Origin of the sequence: Bifidobacterium scaligerum (assembly GCF_002802865.1) — a bacterium.
Classification (GTDB): domain Bacteria; phylum Actinomycetota; class Actinomycetes; order Actinomycetales; family Bifidobacteriaceae; genus Bifidobacterium; species Bifidobacterium scaligerum.
Genome location: NZ_PGLQ01000006.1, coordinates 94693 through 113310, shown reverse-complemented (window position 1 = coordinate 113310; position 18618 = coordinate 94693). Strand labels below are relative to the sequence as shown.

Here is an 18618-nt window from a genome sequence, read left to right as displayed (position 1 = left end):
GCGCCCGCATGCTCCACCGCCTGCTGCGCCACCGTCAAACCAAACAGACCCGCACCAACAACCACCAAATCAGGGTACGTGTTTTCCGCCATGTTATATACCTTCCTTGTAAGAACAAGTATTGCGAGGTGATGAAGCGACAAGGCCATCCACACGCATCATTTCGTCCTATATTACCGAACAAGACCGATGTGCGTTTATCAGCCCCAAAGCGCACAACCGAATCCTGCGAATGCGTCCTTAATCCCGCTTGAACAAATCGCGAGTGAACACCTTCTCAGACACATCGGCCAAATCATCATTCCACCGATTTGCCACAATTACATCCGCAACATTCTTGAACGCAGCCAAATCATGCGTCACGGCGTTGCCGAGGAATTCCGGTTGGTTCCATGTGGGCTCATAAATCAACACATTGAGGCCCTCTCCACGCAACCGCTTCATCACATCCTGAATAGCGGACTGGCGGAAGTTGTCGGATCCGGACTTCATCGTCAGACGATAAATACCCACCGTCGGTTCTTCGACACCGCGCACTCGTTCGATAATCTCATCAGCCACGAAATCCTTACGGGTCCGGTTGGCGTCCACGATCGCCTCGATGAGGTTCTGCGGCACGGAAGCGTAGTTCGCGAGCAGCTGCTTGGTGTCCTTCGGCAGGCAATATCCGCCATACCCGAACGACGGGTTGTTGTATCCCGGTCCGATGCGCGGATCCAGACATACGCCGTTGATGATGGCACGGGCGTCGAGCCCGCGCGCTTCGGCATAGGTATCCAACTCGTTGAAATACGCGACGCGCAGCGCCAGATACGTATTGGCAAACAGCTTGATGGCCTCGGCCTCCGTGGTTCCCACCACCAATTCCGGAATGCCGCGGGTGCCATCCGCATTCTCACGGTCTTTCTCCCGCGGATCGGCACCGTCGGCGAGCAGGCTCACGAACTTGCGGGCCGCCTGTACGGCTTCCTCATCATCCTGCGGAGCGCCCGCCACGATACGGCTCGGATGCAGATTGTCCCACAGCGCCCGTCCTTCACGCAGGAACTCAGGGCTGAAGAGAATACGATGATCGTGCAAACGTTGACGCAGCTGGCTGGTGTACCCCACCGGAATCGTCGATTTGATGACGATCCATGCTTCCGGCGCATGCTCACGCACCGCCGCGATGGCGGCCTCCACGCTGGAGGTGTCGAAGTAATTGCGTCGCTCGTCATAGTTGGTGGGCGTTGCGACAATCGCAAAATCAGCGCCCGTGTATGCCTGTGCCGGATCCAGCGTGGCATGGAAATTCAACGGGCGCTCCCCGGACGCATTACCCTCAAGGAATGCGGTGATCTCCTTATCCACAATCGGGCTTTTGCCTTGGCTGAGCATCGCTACTTTTTCCGGCACAATATCCAACGCGTGCACTTCATTATGCTGGCTGAGCAACAGTGCGACGGATAGGCCGACATAGCCTGTTCCGGCAACTGCAATCTTCATCGACGCATTCCCTTCATCAAGAATTCAATTAACCTGTATCAATATAGTCACGTTACCAAACCAACGATGACTCGTTCAACGGCTTGACCCCGACATGCGGGCCGAATATCAAACGCACATCAGCCGCATATCGGGGTCACGGAAAGCACCGAACCGGAATCATCCGAATCATCCGCGGAAATACCGCTCCCACCACGAAGGTGAGACGAGCGTGGCGAATTCCTTGCGATACGCCGACTGGTACTTACGCCAGTTGAAGGCGAGACGAGCGTACAACACGCTGACTTTGGCCAGTCGCGTGAACGCGGTAAGCGGCCGACGCCACAACAGTATGCCGGTGTTGGCTTCTTTATTGACGAACACCGCGGAATCCATACGCGCCATAACCTGCCAATGTTCGCTGGCGTTCTTGGCGACCATGTCCAGCCCGTCGAGCGCGTGCTCGACATCGGGAGCATGTCGCGAAATCACATGCCCTGCTTCGGCATCATCGGCATACCAATATGCATGCTGGGGTTCAACGTAACCATCGATCACGGTGTGCATATTGCGGCGCGGCGGACGCAATTGATTGAGCAGCGCCTTGACACCGCTCGACGCCGCGCTTTCCGCTTCAGCACGGCTCTTGACCAGAAGCTCGTCCGGAAGTTCATCGAACGGCACCGTATGCGTGTCGTCTTCAGCGGCACGCGCCGCGCGAATCTCCGGCAACCGGGTTTCGAGGATGCTGCCGATGTGCTCAGCCCCCTGCAATACATCACTGACCGCCATTTGATGCAAGGTGACCGCCGAGTAGCGCATCTTCACGGCGGCTGACATGGAGGCGCGCATCATTTCACGGAACAGGTCGCCGCCCCACGGCAGTCGGGAATACAGCAGACCCATGATGAGTTTGTTGCGTACGTGGAAGTACGCTTGCCAGTCAAGAATGTCGTCCTTGTCCACAAAGGATTGATGCCACAGGCATACGCCGGGTACGGTGACGGTTCGGTAGCCGGCCTGTTGCGCACGTACACCGTATTCGACGTCATCATTCTTGATGAAGAACGGATAGGACAGTCCGATCCTGCGAATCGTCTCGACTGGGATCAGGCACATCCACCATGCGTTGTAGTCGGCGTCCGTACGCTTATGCAGGTAGCGCGTCTCCAAGAACGGGCGGGCGGCCAGATCATCGAATTTCGGCGTGCCTTCAGCCGTGGTCCAGAACACACGTTTGCGGTTGAACACCTCGGCCAAGGCGCACAGGCGAGTCGGTTCGCTCAAGAACAGCATGTTGCCGCCGACCAGCGTAGGCTTCGCACAATGGTTGGCGAACGCGATGGCACGTGAGATAGATTCCGGTTCAAGCACCGTGTCGTCGTCCAGCAGCAAGGCGTAACCGCTTTCGTTGTGCTGTTCGACCTCATACATACCGCGTGCGAAACCGCCGGAACCGCCGATATTGCCTTGACGGATGACACGCAGCTTGTCGCCAAGCCGCGCCTTGACCTCGGTGTAACCGTCCTGCTCGGTAACCAGCTTGGTGCCCTGATCCACAACGTAGATGGCATCGATCAGGTTCATATCCGCCATGTTGGCAAGCAGGTTGAACTGACGGACGCACCATTCGGGCTTGTTCATCGTGGTGATTGCCAGCGATGCAGTGAGATTGCGGTTCGCCGGCACGTCGGCGAGCCACACGGCATCGGACAGCACGACCGGGGCCGAGCCGACCGCCGCAACCTCGAACCACAGCCATCCGCCTTCATGCATACCGCTGATCGGTACAGCAACCTCAACGGTGTCCGGCGACGATTCCGGCGTCACCGCCACTGTCGAAACGACGTGATCCTGCGCGCGGCTGTCCGAACGATGCACGGTGATCACGGCTTCTCCGCTGACCTGCATCCGCAACGTCACGTTTTGCACGTTCGTCCATTGCGCCCAATACGCGGCCGGGAACGCATTGTAATAGCTGCCGGTCGAGTAGACATGACCCGCCGGAACCTCCAGAGCAGTGCGATCCTTCACCCACGAGTGGAGAATCTCGTTGGTAACTGCTGAACCACCAGCACGTCCGCTCCCATAGATAGGAGCGGCGGCTATACGGAACGATTCGTCTAATCCGACATCTCCCGAGGGAAACACCACGCGCCAGATCGTCTCTTGCTGTGACTTAGACATGAGAACACCTTACGGTCAATACTTACCAACTACCATGAGCGGATTCGCTCAGCACTCGCGCCGGCAACTACGGCTCCGATACTATACGCGGCAAGTCCAAGCTACTCTTTGTGGAACTTGTCGCTGAACGAGTCGGAGAAGGTCTGCATCTCCACATTCTGCTCGCCATCGGCAGGCGTGATGCGGATATAGTCATGGTTGAGCAACGCGTATGGATCGCCCTTGTCGTTGCGAATCACGAAACTGCAGGCATTGTCGCCCGTGGCCACGGCCACCATATCCGTGAAATCGGGATTGGTGGAGCTCGGCGTACGCAATGAGGTGAACAGCTTGAATTCACCACTGTTGAACAGTGTGAGCGGCACTTGGAACCGCACCGTGTGATGCCCATGCTGCTTCATCTTGAACACCTTGGCTCCGGTGTCGTACGTGATGCCGCCTCGACGGATGTCGTTCATCGAGATGGCGAGGTAGAAATCGCCCGGCTCGTCATACTGATATTCCACGGCGAATTCGAATACGTCATCGCTGGTGAGTATCGGCTTGGAGACGGCGTAGGTGCGCAGCAGCGGGCAACGCTCGTTAAGGCCTTCAGGATATTCGCCCTTGGCTACGGCTTCCTTGGCTTTGCGTTCGTTGTCCTTCTTCTCCGCTTCAAGGTTCACCAAGGTGTACTGGTCGGCCACGGACTCCTTGTCGCCTATCACCGCCACTTCGCCGTCCTTGATCATCATGGCGCGGGTGCAGTATTTCTTCACCGATCCCATATCATGCGTGACCAGAATAACGGTCTTGGTGGGGTCTTTGCTCACCTCACGGAAGAAGTTGTCACACTTGCGCTGGAACGCTTCATCACCCACGGCAAGCACCTCGTCGAGCACGAGGATGTCGCCCTGTGCCTTGATGGCCACCGAGAACGCAAGACGCACCTGCATGCCGGAAGAGTAGTTCTTGAGCTTCTGATCCATGAACTCTTCAAGCTCAGCGAACGAAACGATGTCGTCGTACATCGCGTCGATTTCGTCATGGGTGAAGCCGAGCAGACAGCCGTTGAGATACACATTCTCACGGCCGGTCAACTCCGGGTTGAAGCCGACGCCGAGCTCGATGAACGGCACCAGCTTGCCGGTGACGGATACGCTGCCCTTGTTCGGGTAGTAGATCTGGGAGATGATTTTGAGCAGGGTGGATTTGCCGCCGCCGTTACGGCCCACAATGCCGAAGAATTCGCCCTGATGAACCTCGAAGGAGATGTCCTTGAGCACTTCCTGCTTCTTATAGCCCTTGATGCCCTTGGTCCAGTTGATGAACGCCTGCTTGAGGCCGGTGGCCTGCTCAGTGGGCAGCTTGAAGTACTTGTTCACATGATCGACCTTGAGCACCACGGGCGCAGCCGTATACGCCAGTTCGCCCGACTCATGCTTGGCGAGGCGCGGATCCACGATGGATGCGGCCGTCTGGTTCGTCTGTTCGCTCATCACATGACCTCCGCGAATTTCCTGCTGTTCTGGCGGAATACGTGCACGCCTATCCAGATGAGTGCCACGGTCAGTCCCAACGGAATCAACGGCACCCACCAGGAGCCGAACTGATTCCACACGGTAGGCTGCGTCTCCGGGGCGATGAAGTTGTGACGGATGTCCTGAATGGACTGTGCAATCGGGTTCAGCAGCTCAAGTCGTGCCAGCTTGGCATAGATGCCGCCCTTGTCAGTCACATAGCTGAGCGGGTAGATAATCGGCATGCCGTAGAAAATCATCTGCTGGAGGACTTCCCAGATGTGGGCGATGTCGCGGAAGTAGGCGTACATGGTGCTAAAGATGAGGGCGAGCGCCAACGCGAGAATCCACAACTGCAGCACACTGAACGGCACGAGAATCACACGCCAAGTAAAGTGCACACGGTTGAAGAGGGCGAAGATGAGCACCACCACATAATTGATGCCCAAACTAATCATGGAGCCCATGGTGGCGGAGACGACGACGATATAGTTGGGGAAGTGAATCTTGCGCAAAAGATCGCCACGATCAACGATGGATCGCAATCCAATCGAGGTGGCCTCAGCCACGAAGTTCCATGAGCAGATACCAAGCAACAGCACCACCGGATACGTGGGCGTGCCGTCGGACATACGCAGGAATTTGGCAAACACCACGTACATGACAGCGAATAGCATCAATGGCTTGAGCACCGACCATGCAACACCGAGGAACGAGCCTTGGTAACGGAGTTTGAAGTCGGTTTTTACCAGTCCGCGTAGGACGACCATCGCATAACGATATCTGTCCTGTATTCGTCTCTTCACTGTATTCACGGCGCTACATCCTATCAGTCGGTCGATATCATGCTTGCACCGTCTGCGCACATGGGCGACATCGCCACCTCACGAAACGGCGCGTATCCGTTCTTTAGTCTTTAAATATACCGGTATGTCAGCTGACCACAGAAAAACAAAAGAAGACGGAAGCCTTGTCCAAGTGCGGCCTCCGTCTCCTTATGCCGGGACTGGACGTCAGTCCATGTCCAGATAACGCTTCCAGTACTCGATTGAAGTCAGTTCGGCGCGTGCATCGGAATACTCCTTGCGCAGACGTTCGACGTTCTTCTTGTAGTACTTGAGGTCACGCTCATAGCGCTTCGTAATGGCGGCGTAACGCTTCGCATCCTTGACGCGGATGGCACCCTTCTTGTTGTACCAGTCAATAACAATCAGGTACTTCTTGCCATGAATGGCGCCAGCGGGATATGTCCAGCCAAGCACAGGGATGACCGCGTAGCCCTTGCCCTCGTTCTTGAGGAAGCGCTGGCCGTTATTCGTGGCGTAGTCTTCCAGACGCTGCACCAGCGTGCGCGGCTTGTCGCCGTCCACCAGCTGACGATCGATATCGCGCAGATCGAAGCCGTCAAGGCCCAAATCCTTGGCCTGCTGCTGCACTTCGGCGAACGAGAACATCTTCTCTTTGTTCTTGTTTGCCTGCATGAAGGCCTTTTCTGCAGCGCCCTTCTGGGAGATGAACTTCGGTCCCTTCAGGAAGTCCTCGAAGGCGTCCAAACACAGCTCAGCGTTCGAGTAGCCGAACTTCTTGAGCTCAAGACGGATGTTGTTATGCAGCTCGTACATGAAATCAGAGTGCAACGCGAAGCCGGTAGTGCATTGGGCGATCATCGTGTTACGGGTGGTCTGGTAGCGCTCCACGGCAGCGTTGTAACGCACGTGGAACGACATATGCCAGATGCACAGGCCGTTCATGGTGATGAGTTCCTTGCCACAACGCACACCATATTCGGCGTCATCGCAACGCACGAACACCGGCAGCGGTAGGCCGTTCTCCTTGATCACTTGGATCGGGATGCAGCAATACCACCATGCGGCATAACGCTGGTCGGGATTGATCGTCTTAGGCAGACGGAAGGTCTCGTTGTAGACGATGTCATCGAACTTGGTCAGACGCAGCGGAGGCTTGGCCGGGGCGAACGCACCCTTCGGGGTCATATAGCCGGTGTCTTCCCACTGGTCCTCGCCGATCTCATAGTTGAGCATGGCACCGCTGATCATCGCGTCCTTGTATTCGGGCTTGAGCAGACGCAACAAGTTGTAGGTGCGCTTGATGCTCTCCGGGGAGACGGCCACATCATCGTCCATCAGCAGGATGTTGGTCGCTTCCGGCGCCTGCTCCATGGCTTCGATCATGCCACGGGTGAAGCCGCCGGCACCGCCCACGTTCTGATTGGGGCGAACATGCACGTGTTCGTCGCTCAGCTTGTCAACATCCAGCGTACGGCCGTTGTCGATCACATACATATTGAAGTGATCAGCGATCTCTTCACCGGAGCCGAGAATCTGATCCTTGACCAGACGAATGTTGTTCTCGATGAAGCTTTCTTTCTTGAACGTGGTGGTGGAGAGCACGAATTCAACCGGGTTGAGGTCACCACTGTATTCCACCGAATAGTAGCTGTTGCGAATGGCGACCTGGCCCTCGGTGGCGATGGTGAAGCCCACCAGCACAGTCTCATCATCCACAGCAAGTTCGAGATCTACATTCTGCCAATCATCGGAAGCCGTCAGATCGGCGGTCACAGACTTGACCGGCTCCGGGTGCGCCGAGAACACGCCACCCTTGGTCTGCAGCACATGAGCAGCAGCACCCTTGAGCTCCAAATGCAGGTAGAACTTCGTAGCAGTCGTGTATTTCAGCAGCTTCTGCACAGACAGGGAATTGAAATACGTCGAGAAATCGTATTCGCCCTTGGTGCTGAGCAGCCAAGAACCATCCGCCGCAGCTTCATTCTCGATAACCGGGCCCTCTGCCTTGCAATACAGGGAAGGATAGCTCAGCGAGCGCGGGTTTCGTTCCAAGAGAATATTCGCAAATTTCAACGTGGACATGTATTACCTAACGGTTCGAACGTACAGCAATCGCAATCATGATACCCTCTGCCGACGATATGGCCGTTTGCCGAACGACGGCGCACACTCTCTCAACCAGAAGTTCTCGGAAGTTACTCATTCATGATGAGTCTCATCATGGGACTCATCCGAACATTGCTCGGTTGTATCCGTTGTAATAATCGGCACCACCAGCCACAGCAGCGAGCAGAACAGCAATACGTACGAGTATCGTGCATTGTGCCGCGGTGTGACAAAAACAGTCGCCAATGAAATCAGCAGCGGGGACGAATAAATCAGATTCTTCGCTCGGCGCAGCACCACGCATAGGCCAATACTGAGCAACGGGATGCACACCGTATACGTGGCCTCGCTCATCAGCAGCCCCAGTACCGGAGTCTTCGACGCAGCCGTATACAACGACTTCGCTATTCCTTGACCCTGATTCGGTTCCGCACCATCGACATACTCTGGAAGAATGGTCTGAGCCGTACCGAACTCTTCCCAGCCTCGACGCACGTAGAAACCTTCATCATATACAGGACCAAGCTTGAAATAATCACCGAGCCAGCTCACCGAATTGAGGTAATCTACGGGATGGGCAAGCCCTTCCTTGACCCAGACCACCATGAAGTCAGCTAATTCCTTGCTGGTGGCGTCTTTGTTGAAGCAATCACGGTCCTTGACTGGATTTGCGTTTGTCCAATCGTAACCAGCATCAATGATCTGCTGTGGGTCGCACACGATAATGGTCTCAATAGCCTTCTTGTGCTGCGCGTCCATGGAATCGCCATATTTATTCAGCACAGTGAAGGACTGCTGCAACGGGATGGCAAGCATTTCTTGCCTGCCACCTTTAGCGATATGAAGAGCAGAAAATGCATAGGAGTTAATACCCATCACGGAGCCGAGTGTCACCGCAATAATCAGTACGGTCAGCAATCGTTTCCGGAAGAAGACCAGCACCAGCATCATGACGACCAGAATCACATACACATTGATTTTTCTGGTTTCCGCGCACAGTACTGCGAACACAATCATCAACGCGACCAAACCAACACCAATTTTTCGATTGGAACGTATACGCCGCATGTACTCGACAAACAGCACCATCCACACGATGATGAACGGCATCGCCGTAATATCCTTGACAACAGAGGCGGGCAGACGGCCGAACACAGGATTCAAGCTAAGGAACAACAATGCCGCCAAGCAGAATTTCCAGCTCATCCCCAGATGCCCGCCAAAATAGCCCAGCATTACGCTGAAAGCCATTGCCAGCATCACAGCCTGCAGCAATGCCAATAGGCTCAATCCCAAGCCCTCATTGCCGATAGATACACCGAGCTCATCAAAAAAGCCGTAAAGGAGAGTCTCCAACCAAGGATGGTGGTCGCTCATAGCATACCCTGGCAGCATCACTCTTCTGGCGGGGTCCCACGCCTCTCCAGTGCGATACCACATAATCTGAGCCACCGTATCCGCGGCGATGTTCGACGGGGACATCAGCCATAGCCAGATAGACCAGGGGATGAGCATCACCACAGCCATAATCGCACAGCGGGCAAGCGAAAGCCGCGAAAACAGCCATCGACCAAATCGTACGACAGGTCGGAAGCTGTCTCCTACACTGCGAATACGATTCATAAACGCATCGGAAAACACTCGTTCCGAAGTTTCCACGTTCGAGCTCATCGTGGTGGCGTCACCGGCAAATCGCAGACCGAGCCAGAGTACAACCGCTGCAGACAACACACATACAGGCGCAATGCCAACCCAACGCAACACGAGATACCAGTAGTACTGACCAGTGGCATCGGCGGGAGCTACCGCAGCAGGAGTGTATCCTATATCGCTCACCAACACTGGTATGGAATTATCTGCGGTGTAGGTTCCAGCTGGGCCAACCCCGTATGGAGGCAACACAACGCTTAATGCCACCAAAGCGCCAATAACACACGCCGTGATTCTTCCGGTTCTCCCCAGTTCCCCGAACCGGGATATCGATATCAGAGCCCATCCAATCAAGGCCACACAAGAAGCTGCGGTACCGGCCGCTCCTTGAGCCCCGATATTGCCGAATATGTCGGCAAATACGTCTTGCCAAGTACGGGAAAAAACAGTGGGATCACTGTACGTGGCAGGAAATGCCACGGTCGCAATAACGCCTACTACAACCGCGATCGGAATCTGAAAGCGCTCCCAACCATGCCGAGTGCTATCGGTACTTGTCATCGTATGAATTCTCCGTCGCTATTCGTATTCAGCATTGCCGTATTGACAAGGATCTTGATAGGAATTGACCGCTATCGCGCACCATCATGCATGGCGGGAAGGCAACTCGTCCTGTTCAGCATCAGCCCACAGCTTGCGCGTAGCTGGACTGTATTCAATTTCTTTGGTGCGCTCCAACTGGTCCTCAACCAGACGACGATGAATACGCAGCAGTTCAGAGATGATGAGCAACGACAGCGACAGCACCATCCAGATAAACAGCATGGCACCGACCAACAGCGACTGAATATGCCCATGGCCTTGACCAGCAAAGAAGAACATCAGATAACGCACGAAAATCGCGAGCGCCAGAATCGCGGAGATGACGGACGACCACTTGAACACCGAGTGTGCGCGGAACATGAGGAAGCAGCGGATAATCGCACCAGCGGACTTGCCCATGTGCTCGAAGATATTATGGAACAGGCGCGATTCACGCGTCTTCTTGTTCGTGGTAATCGGCACGGAGGTGATGGCGATGCGCTTGTTGCCCGCCTGGATAATAGTCTCCATGCAGTAGCTGAATTCCGTGACGATATTGAGCTGGAGCAGCGCCTTCTTTGAATAGGCACGGAAGCCGCTGGCCGCATCCGGGATATGAGTGCCGGCCGCTTTGTTGACCACCCAGGAGCCGAAGTGCTGCATCATCTTCTTAAATGCGCTGAACTCGGCAATCTTGGAAGTCTGACGGTCGCCTACTACGATATCGGCTTTGCCGGCGAGAATAGGTTGCACCAGATCGCCGATCTTGTCGCTCGGATACTGGTTATCACCATCGGTGTTGACCACGATATCGGCACCATGCTTCAACGCATAGTCCACACCATCGCGGAAGGCACGGGCAAGTCCCATCGTGCCGGTATGCGTAACCACATGCTTGATGCCAAGGCTCTTTGCCACTTCAACCGTACGGTCAGTGCACCCATCATCGATGATCATGACTTCTATCTCGTCGATGCCAGGAATCGACTTGGGCATCTTTTCCATGACCAGAGGAAGGGTCTTCTCTTCATTGAGACAGGGAATCTGGATGAACAACCGCATGAAATAATGTCTTTCTTGTTCGCTTTTTCTTGCCGCTAACTTTCTATTATGTATGTAGCCGATGGACATAGTTATGACAGGCACCTGATGCACATATCACCTTGAATCGCACATCCTCATATGTTCAAAACACGCTGCAGACACGTTCACGCCCGGCTTCATGCTCATTGCGATGCAGCCTGATCCTTCGGCTTTTTCAAGGACTTCAACAGATCGATATCCACCACCTTAGCCGCGAACAGCAGGCCGACATACACCGCGTAAATCACTACATACAGCGCGGCAAGAATCAGGAAATTCTCTACCGTCATCACGTGCGATATGGCAAACAGCGCTACCCAAACACCCACATTGATGCCAATGACCTTCCATGTACGGACGGTCATCAGATTCATCATGCGGCGGCGCACCTCCAGATATGAGAGCGTCATGACAATGAACGTGCTCACCATGCTGGCCGCGGCGATAGCGGTGATGCCGCCGAATTTCGCACTCACCACAAAAATAGGAATGACCAGTGCCAGCGAAACGATGGATAGAATATCGGAAAAACGGGTGTCCTTCTCCGCGTTGAGCACCATATTGAAGATTACGGTCATGCCCATAAAGAAGCTCGACAATGCGAGACAGGAAAGCGCCGGAGCCGCAACAGTGAACGCAGGTTTATAGAAGGTGGAGAGCAGGTCACGGCTGGTTGCGGAGATCACCACAGCCATCGGGAAGATGAATCCAAACGCCACCAGTACCAGCGACTGAGCTTTGCGGCTGGCCTCTTCCGCCTTGCCGTTGGTGATCAGACCAGAAACGACCGGCAGGATGATCACGGCGAACGCCTGCAGCAGATAATACGTGGTCTTACCAAAGTTCATGGCACCGGTGTAATAGCCAGCCATTGAATCCGGTTCAACCACGGATTTCACCACGAGCGTATCGGCGCTGAGCACCAGCGAAGCCATGATGAAGAAGAACGAGAACGACAGCACGCCGTGTGAGACCTCGCCGAATCCAATACGGTTGGTGCCGCTCACGCGCAGCTTCGGCCAGATTGGCACCAACAACGCCAATCCCAGCACGATGGTGATCATCATGGCCGAGAAGTAACCGACCTCCACGCCCATGACCGGGTCATGTGGGAACACGAAAATGATCAGCGGGATAACGCCAAGTTTGACAATGGGATAGAACGTGGCGAGGAAAGCGCTGTATTGGAAACGCTGCAAACCGTCGTTGATGCCGAGCATCATCACATACAAGCCGTTGGAGATCGGCAGGAACGCGGCAAGCTTAAAGTAGAAATCAAGCGATGAATCGTTGAAGATCATGCCGAAAACAGGCGCGCCAAAGAAATTGATGGCAAAGAACACCGCCACGATAATCGCCTGGAAAGCGAATGTTTTGACGATGACATCCACCACATTGAACTTGCCGGAGGAAATGTTGCGAGCCAGCGACTGACGGGCGCCATTGCTGGTGAACATGTATTCGAAATCCAGCACGGTGATGATGGTGCCAACCACGCCATATGCCGCTGCGGATGTGTGACCACCGAGATAGTAGTGAATCAGGTATCCGCTGATGAAGAACATCAGGTTGCTGATCAGGTTCAGAACTAGGCCTTTACGCATACCTATCTTCTCCATCCATATTCAACAGGACGCAACAGCGTCACTCCCGATGCTTGGCAGCAGGGGAACGAACGCCATCGGCGCGCAGCAAAGCGACATACAACGGCACAACATACAACGACCATACGATGTATCGAGATGCGGTGGGCTTTAACGGTATGGAAATCGCATTGGGCAGCAGCGACAGCAATGACCAGATCAGCGGTGCCCCGATCATCAGGCGCTCTCCGATATCCCTTCCTCTTCCTCGAATCGCACAGAACAGCAGGAACAAAGGCAGGATGAACGACCAGACAGCCGTGTAGGTCAACAGTCTCAGCACACGCGTCGATGACACGGACTGCCAGATGCGCCTCACAGTTGCCTGCCCTGATTCGTTTCCTCGGTACTGAGGCATCTGGGCAAACGAAGGACTGATTGCATTATCACCCTGAATCAACACTTGATTAGGGATGCTACGAGAGTCAGCACGGAGCACATCTAATGGCAACGGCCCTGTTTCTTTATGCGCTGTGCGTTGGAGCGAAAACCATCCTGATTCCAACGAGACGAAAGCATTGATATAGCTATCTGGATGGCGCACGCCTTGCTTCAGCCATACCGACACGTATTGGCCGATATAAGACGGATCCTTGAGTGAAAGATGCATGACCGGATCGGCAAGATACGGATTCTGCACTTCCTTCATCTGTTCCACAGGCACATTGTTGAGAGTATCGATGATATGGCGTTCCTCATCCGTCACATCGCCTGGATGGTCAAGCACATAACGCGCGGTCATCTGCATGGGCACCACAAGAATCTGATTCTGATCTTCGTGGTGAATGTTCCATATCTTGCCGGTGACGGCGGGGAACACCGTATGCACCAGCAGAATAACGACTACTGCCACAGTGGCCGCAACCCCACGTAATACCGTCATCGCTACCGGTTTCCGTTGCGACGACGTTCCGCCATTTTCAGTCTCACGCCCCACGAACACCAATCCCAGCAACGACAATGCGGTGATGTAGAAACCGGTCATAGTGGTGAGGGCGGAAAGTACAGACAACGCCACAAAACCCACAGTGAACCATATCGAGCGCAGAGAGCGCAGTCGCTGGCGGCAGGTTTCGATATACATCAACAGCCATGGCACAAAGAACACAGCATGCAGGCTGTCTTTGACCAATGACATGAAGAAAATGGGCAGGAACGGAAAGAACGCATAGAATACGAACAGCGTTATTACGCTACCGAACGGAGCCCCGACATGCCGCGCATACACCACGCTAGCAGACAGTGCGATACACATGGCAACCATTTGCAGCAGTACCAGTACCGTAAGTCCCGCTTGATAGTCACCGAACCATAGTTCACCGGCTTTGGCAAAACCGCCGAACACAATGGTGTCGAAAACCGGATGATGCGCCGAAATCACACCGGCAGGCTGGCCCAGTGCCGCAATACCGTAGAACTGTGCGATTTCATCGCCGGTGTCGTACCACATCAGACCGGGATACAGCCATTTGATATAGGGCGACCAGCATAACAACATCGCTCCGGCGAGGCATATCGTAAGACAACAACCGCGAAAACCTGCACTACGGCGGGCCCACCATGACGGAGCGCGGTGGGACAACGAACGCGAGGTCGACGAGCCATCAGGATCTCTGGAGTTCAGCCCAACCGAGTCATTCGTGTGCAACAATCCACGTGTAACCAGCAGTTCGCCGATCAGGCAAAAAAGCAACAGCACCGCGAATAACTTGACGGCACGAAGCCACAATGCGGCGTCCAATGGTCCGATGGACGCATACACCGCCGCCCGATCGGCGATTGCAATCACAAATGCACCCAACGCGCATAACAATGTCTGCGCTACCGTCGGCGGACGCAGGATGAGACCGGTCTCGCCCAGCGTGAGTTGCATCGGGCAGGGCCCGCCTGCGATCCAAGCCGGATTCACTGGATTATCGGACACATGATGCGCACTCATCGACGATCAACTCTCGAATTGATGGCGGTCGACTCGTCGACCGCCACAGAACAGACTCCGGATACAGCCATTATGCGAAAACAGAGAACGCGACTCTCGCCATCGTAAACATCTCAGGATTGGTGTCCATAAGCTGGGAATAACGCCCCGTCATGAATACCGACCCGATGGCCAGCAACAGTGTAAGCAGACATAGGAACGCCCCGACCCGGTACGCAATGCGATTATCGAACTGCTCTTCACTTCGACCCCAAGCAATCAGCGACAACGTACCTCCGATAACGAACAAATAGCCGAAGTCGCTGAGATAACGCGTGGTAAGCGTGGCCACGAGCACGTCGATGAACAGCACCGCGACACCCATCGCCAATGATGCGACGGCCAAAACCACCACATCACGGTCAACCGCCCTTCGGATACGCTTCGCCAATAGCGCCAACGCAACGAATCCGAGAGGAGCCCAGAACAACAGTCCACCGGCGCGAGGCTCGACACCATAGAAGCCTTGATAGTCGCCCGCGAAATACGGTGTATCGGACACGACAGTCAGGAACGGGAAAGATTCACGTACATTCGCCGGAGAGAGCAGCCCCTGCCAGATCGCATACGGGAAACGCGCAATTCCGCCCACGGTCGCACGCATATCATGCCCGGTCAGCTGGTAGGCCGCTCCGAACTCCGTATAACTACCGAATCGGACCTTATTCCACCATAGGAACGGCAACGCCGCCAACAGTGAAGGTAGCGCCACCGCGAACGCGTTGATCAGCCATATACGAACTGTTCGTCCTATGCTCCGCTTCCCGGACCGACGATCCTGTCCATCAATCGCCCGGAACAGAATAATCGGCGCGAGGAACACCGCGATACACATGGGCGGACGGCACCCCACGTTGAGCCCGATGAGTATGCCGCCGAGAGCGATGAGCACCCAATACAACTTTCCTCGCTCAAGCAACGCAGCCTTCATCCACAGGCAAATGGCTCCGATAATGAGTGACAGTCCCGACACAATAGGAACGGCGTAGATTGTCGACATGAAAGACAGGTACATGGTGGGCTGAACGGCGCACACCGCCGCAAGACCAGCCAATGCTTGCAATGGCATCGGCACATTGGCACCCCAACGTTTGAACAGCAACCGCACCAGGGTGACGCTCAGCAATGCCAGCACAATTCCCAGCAGCAATACGACCTTCCACGGTGCCAGATCATTACCGGTCAAGAGCAGGTACGGGATGAAGAACAGCACGCACGGCAACACACCGAAATAGGAATAATAGTGGCCGTTGAAATATACGAAATCGATAAGATAGGTTTCGCCGCTTTGCTGATGGGCGGCGATACGCGCGTCACTGTCATACGGGTTGGCCATCGCCTGCAACGTATCGGAAACAGGGTAATCCAACCACGTATGACCGGATACGATCGAGCGGGCGATCCACTGGTACTCAAAGTCCGGTGGCCATGTGCTCGTACGCAACGATTCCCAAGGTCGGGTAACAAGAGTCACTGCACCCACCAAGAGAACGCCCAACACTGAGGTGCCGATCCAATAGAGTGCACGTTCTCGATCGGTGGTAGCAGACCAATGCCTCCGCAGTCGTGGTGCGGTGGCAGCGAGGAATATGATGATCAGATACGCGGCTATGCGAATGGGGTTGACCATGAACGGCCTAGGCACATTCAGTTGCGGTTCTCCACTCAACTGAAACACTGTTCCCACCGGAGAAGTCACGTGAATGACAAATGCAGTGGAATGGCCCGCCAAGCGCATGCGAATCCACTGCGATTGCGGCACCTTGCCGTTCAAACTCGTTTCAGGCAGCAATTTGGCAGCCGAATGCCCGGCATCGTTGGTCTCGATGCGGATTTTGAGTAGTCCATTGCCGCTGGCCGTCCCTACAGTTTTCGTACCCGGGTGTGACGGATCTTCCATACGCGCACGTGGAGCATCGACATTGACAAGCGGTATATGCACATTATCGACGTGGATATCATCGCGCTGAAAATCAAGGGTGGCGGTATCGGCATCGGTGACCCGATACGTGAAATCGCCTATCTGCTCAAGCCCCTCGCCCACGCTGACCGTAGTCTGAATCGGCTCGTAATCGCGCGAACTCCAAAAAGCGAGGTTGAACACAAACACCTCGCAGAACAGGCACAATATCAATGCGATGGCGCACCGCTTAATCGTCGAATTCACATTCTTCTCCCACTCATATTCACAGCCACGACGCAGAACGGCATACCGAATACAGTCGATGCCGTGCATGATCGGCCTTTATGCTAATCGATAATAGCGGTTACCTCGGGCCACAGACAGTGGCACGTTCTCAGGATGCCGGACACAAGACCAGCATCTCGTTTATTGTGGTGTGCATGTCTGAACAGATCGAGACTCCAACCATCGCCGTGCTTCTTCCCTGTTATAACGAGGAAGTGACCATCGGCAAGGTCGTGCGTGACTTCAAAGCCGCGCTGCCGGATGCCATTATTTACGTGTATGACAACAACTCCACCGACCGCACCGCCGAAATCGCTACGGCTGAGGGCGCGATCGTACGTAAGGAGCCTCGTCAAGGCAAAGGCAACGTGGTGCGAGCCATGTTCGAGGATATCGACGCAGACGTATACGTGATGGCGGACGGCGACGATACCTACCCCGCCGACGCGGCTCCGGCCATGGTCGCCAAGGTGCTTGAGGGCTATGACATGGTCATCGGCGACCGTCTGAGCTCCACGTACTTTCAAGAGAACAAGCGTCCGTTCCATAACTTCGGCAACCGTTTGGTGCGAGATTCGATCAACGGACTATTCCATGCGCACGTCACCGACATCATGACCGGCTACCGCGCCTTCAGCTTCACGTTCGCCAAAACGTATCCCGTGCTTTCCCGCGGCTTCGAGATCGAAACCGAGATGACGATTCACTCGCTGAACAACAACCTGCGCCTATTTGAGATGCCGATCCAGTATCGCGACCGACCGGCTGGTTCAGTCTCCAAACTGGACACCGTGGGCGACGGCATCAAGGTGATGAGCACCATCTTCCGCATGATACGCGAATACAAGCCTCTGCCGTTCTTCGGCGGCATCGGCTTGGCAATCGGCATTATCGGTGCCGTACTGTGCGGCATGGTCACGATGGAATTCATGCACACCGGCGTGGTGCTACGCTTCCCCACCCTTATCGGTGCCACCATGCTGGTTATCGCCGGACTGTTGCTTATCGCCACCGGCATCATCCTTGACGTCATCGCCAAAAATAATCGCAAGGAATTTGTCGTGGACGCCAACCGCTTCGCTTATATGAAGCGTCACTAATACGGGAATTCCTGCACATTTGCCCCGCATATTGATGGGCGGCCCTGCGCTCGTTCTTCAACGAAGAAACTGAACGCAGGGCCGCCCATCAATTCATCATGTCGGGATCACGACACTTGCAGCAGATGCCGCTGGCAGCGCTGATACCACATACCGCTATGCCATTCATCCGATGTCGGTCCACCATTCTTGGAGAATCCACCAAGACGATAGTATTCGTCGCGCAACGCCAATAGCATCACATACTTCTTAGCCGCACCGTTACGCGTCCACACATCACCACGAACACAACGCTGACGCCAATAACCATCCGACAAGCGCTCCTCATC

Annotated in this window: 11 protein-coding genes; 1 reads left to right on the top strand and 10 read right to left on the bottom strand. The window is 54.9% G+C overall.

Translation table 11 applies throughout. The features are described from left to right. Window positions 1-240 precede the first annotated feature (240 nt). The 10 genes from CUU80_RS08610 to CUU80_RS08565 all read right to left on the bottom strand — a co-directional run bounded on the left by CUU80_RS08610 (window position 241) and on the right by CUU80_RS08565 (window position 17168). Window positions 241-1485, bottom strand: coding sequence for a nucleotide sugar dehydrogenase (locus CUU80_RS08610; RefSeq protein ID WP_100496902.1), 1245 nt, complete (start codon window positions 1483-1485; stop codon window positions 241-243). 168 nt (window positions 1486-1653) lie between these two features. Continuing rightward, window positions 1654-3651, bottom strand: a complete 1998-nt coding sequence (locus CUU80_RS08605) for a glycosyltransferase (protein WP_100496901.1) — start codon at window positions 3649-3651, stop codon at window positions 1654-1656. A 101-nt stretch (window positions 3652-3752) separates the two neighbouring features. Next, window positions 3753-5129, bottom strand: coding sequence for an ABC transporter ATP-binding protein (locus CUU80_RS08600; RefSeq protein ID WP_100496900.1), 1377 nt, complete (start codon window positions 5127-5129; stop codon window positions 3753-3755). Beyond that, a complete protein-coding gene (locus CUU80_RS08595; RefSeq protein WP_100496899.1) occupies window positions 5129-5920 on the bottom strand; it encodes an ABC transporter permease in 792 nt (263 codons plus the stop codon). Before CUU80_RS08595 ends, CUU80_RS08600 begins: the two co-directional genes overlap by 1 nt. A 243-nt stretch (window positions 5921-6163) precedes the next feature. Beyond that, complete coding sequence (locus CUU80_RS08590; RefSeq protein ID WP_100496898.1) at window positions 6164-8041, bottom strand: glycosyltransferase family protein; 1878 nt, start codon at window positions 8039-8041, stop codon at window positions 6164-6166. 117 nt (window positions 8042-8158) lie between these two features. Continuing rightward, window positions 8159-10276, bottom strand: coding sequence for a DUF6020 family protein (locus CUU80_RS08585; RefSeq protein WP_133119413.1), 2118 nt, complete (start codon window positions 10274-10276; stop codon window positions 8159-8161). An 84-nt stretch (window positions 10277-10360) separates the two neighbouring features. Next, window positions 10361-11359 carry a glycosyltransferase family 2 protein gene (locus CUU80_RS08580; protein ID WP_100496896.1) on the bottom strand — a complete coding sequence of 333 codons (999 nt, stop codon included), beginning with the start codon at window positions 11357-11359 and terminating at the stop codon, window positions 10361-10363. A gap of 164 nt (window positions 11360-11523) precedes the next feature. After that, window positions 11524-12984 (bottom strand): MATE family efflux transporter, encoded by a 1461-nt coding sequence (locus CUU80_RS08575; protein ID WP_165775908.1) that lies wholly within the window; start codon window positions 12982-12984, stop codon window positions 11524-11526. A gap of 40 nt (window positions 12985-13024) precedes the next feature. After that, window positions 13025-14962, bottom strand: coding sequence for a DUF6020 family protein (locus CUU80_RS08570; protein ID WP_133119412.1), 1938 nt, complete (start codon window positions 14960-14962; stop codon window positions 13025-13027). 70 nt (window positions 14963-15032) lie between these two features. Further along, a complete protein-coding gene (locus CUU80_RS08565) occupies window positions 15033-17168 on the bottom strand; it encodes a hypothetical protein (protein ID WP_133119411.1) in 2136 nt (711 codons plus the stop codon). A 176-nt stretch (window positions 17169-17344) separates the two neighbouring features. On the opposite strand from CUU80_RS08565, the gene CUU80_RS08560 reads away from it, so the two are divergent. Beyond that, window positions 17345-18289: a glycosyltransferase family 2 protein gene (locus CUU80_RS08560; protein ID WP_165775907.1), complete on the top strand. Its 945-nt coding sequence runs from the start codon at window positions 17345-17347 to the stop codon at window positions 18287-18289. The last annotated feature ends 329 nt before the right edge of the window (window positions 18290-18618 follow it).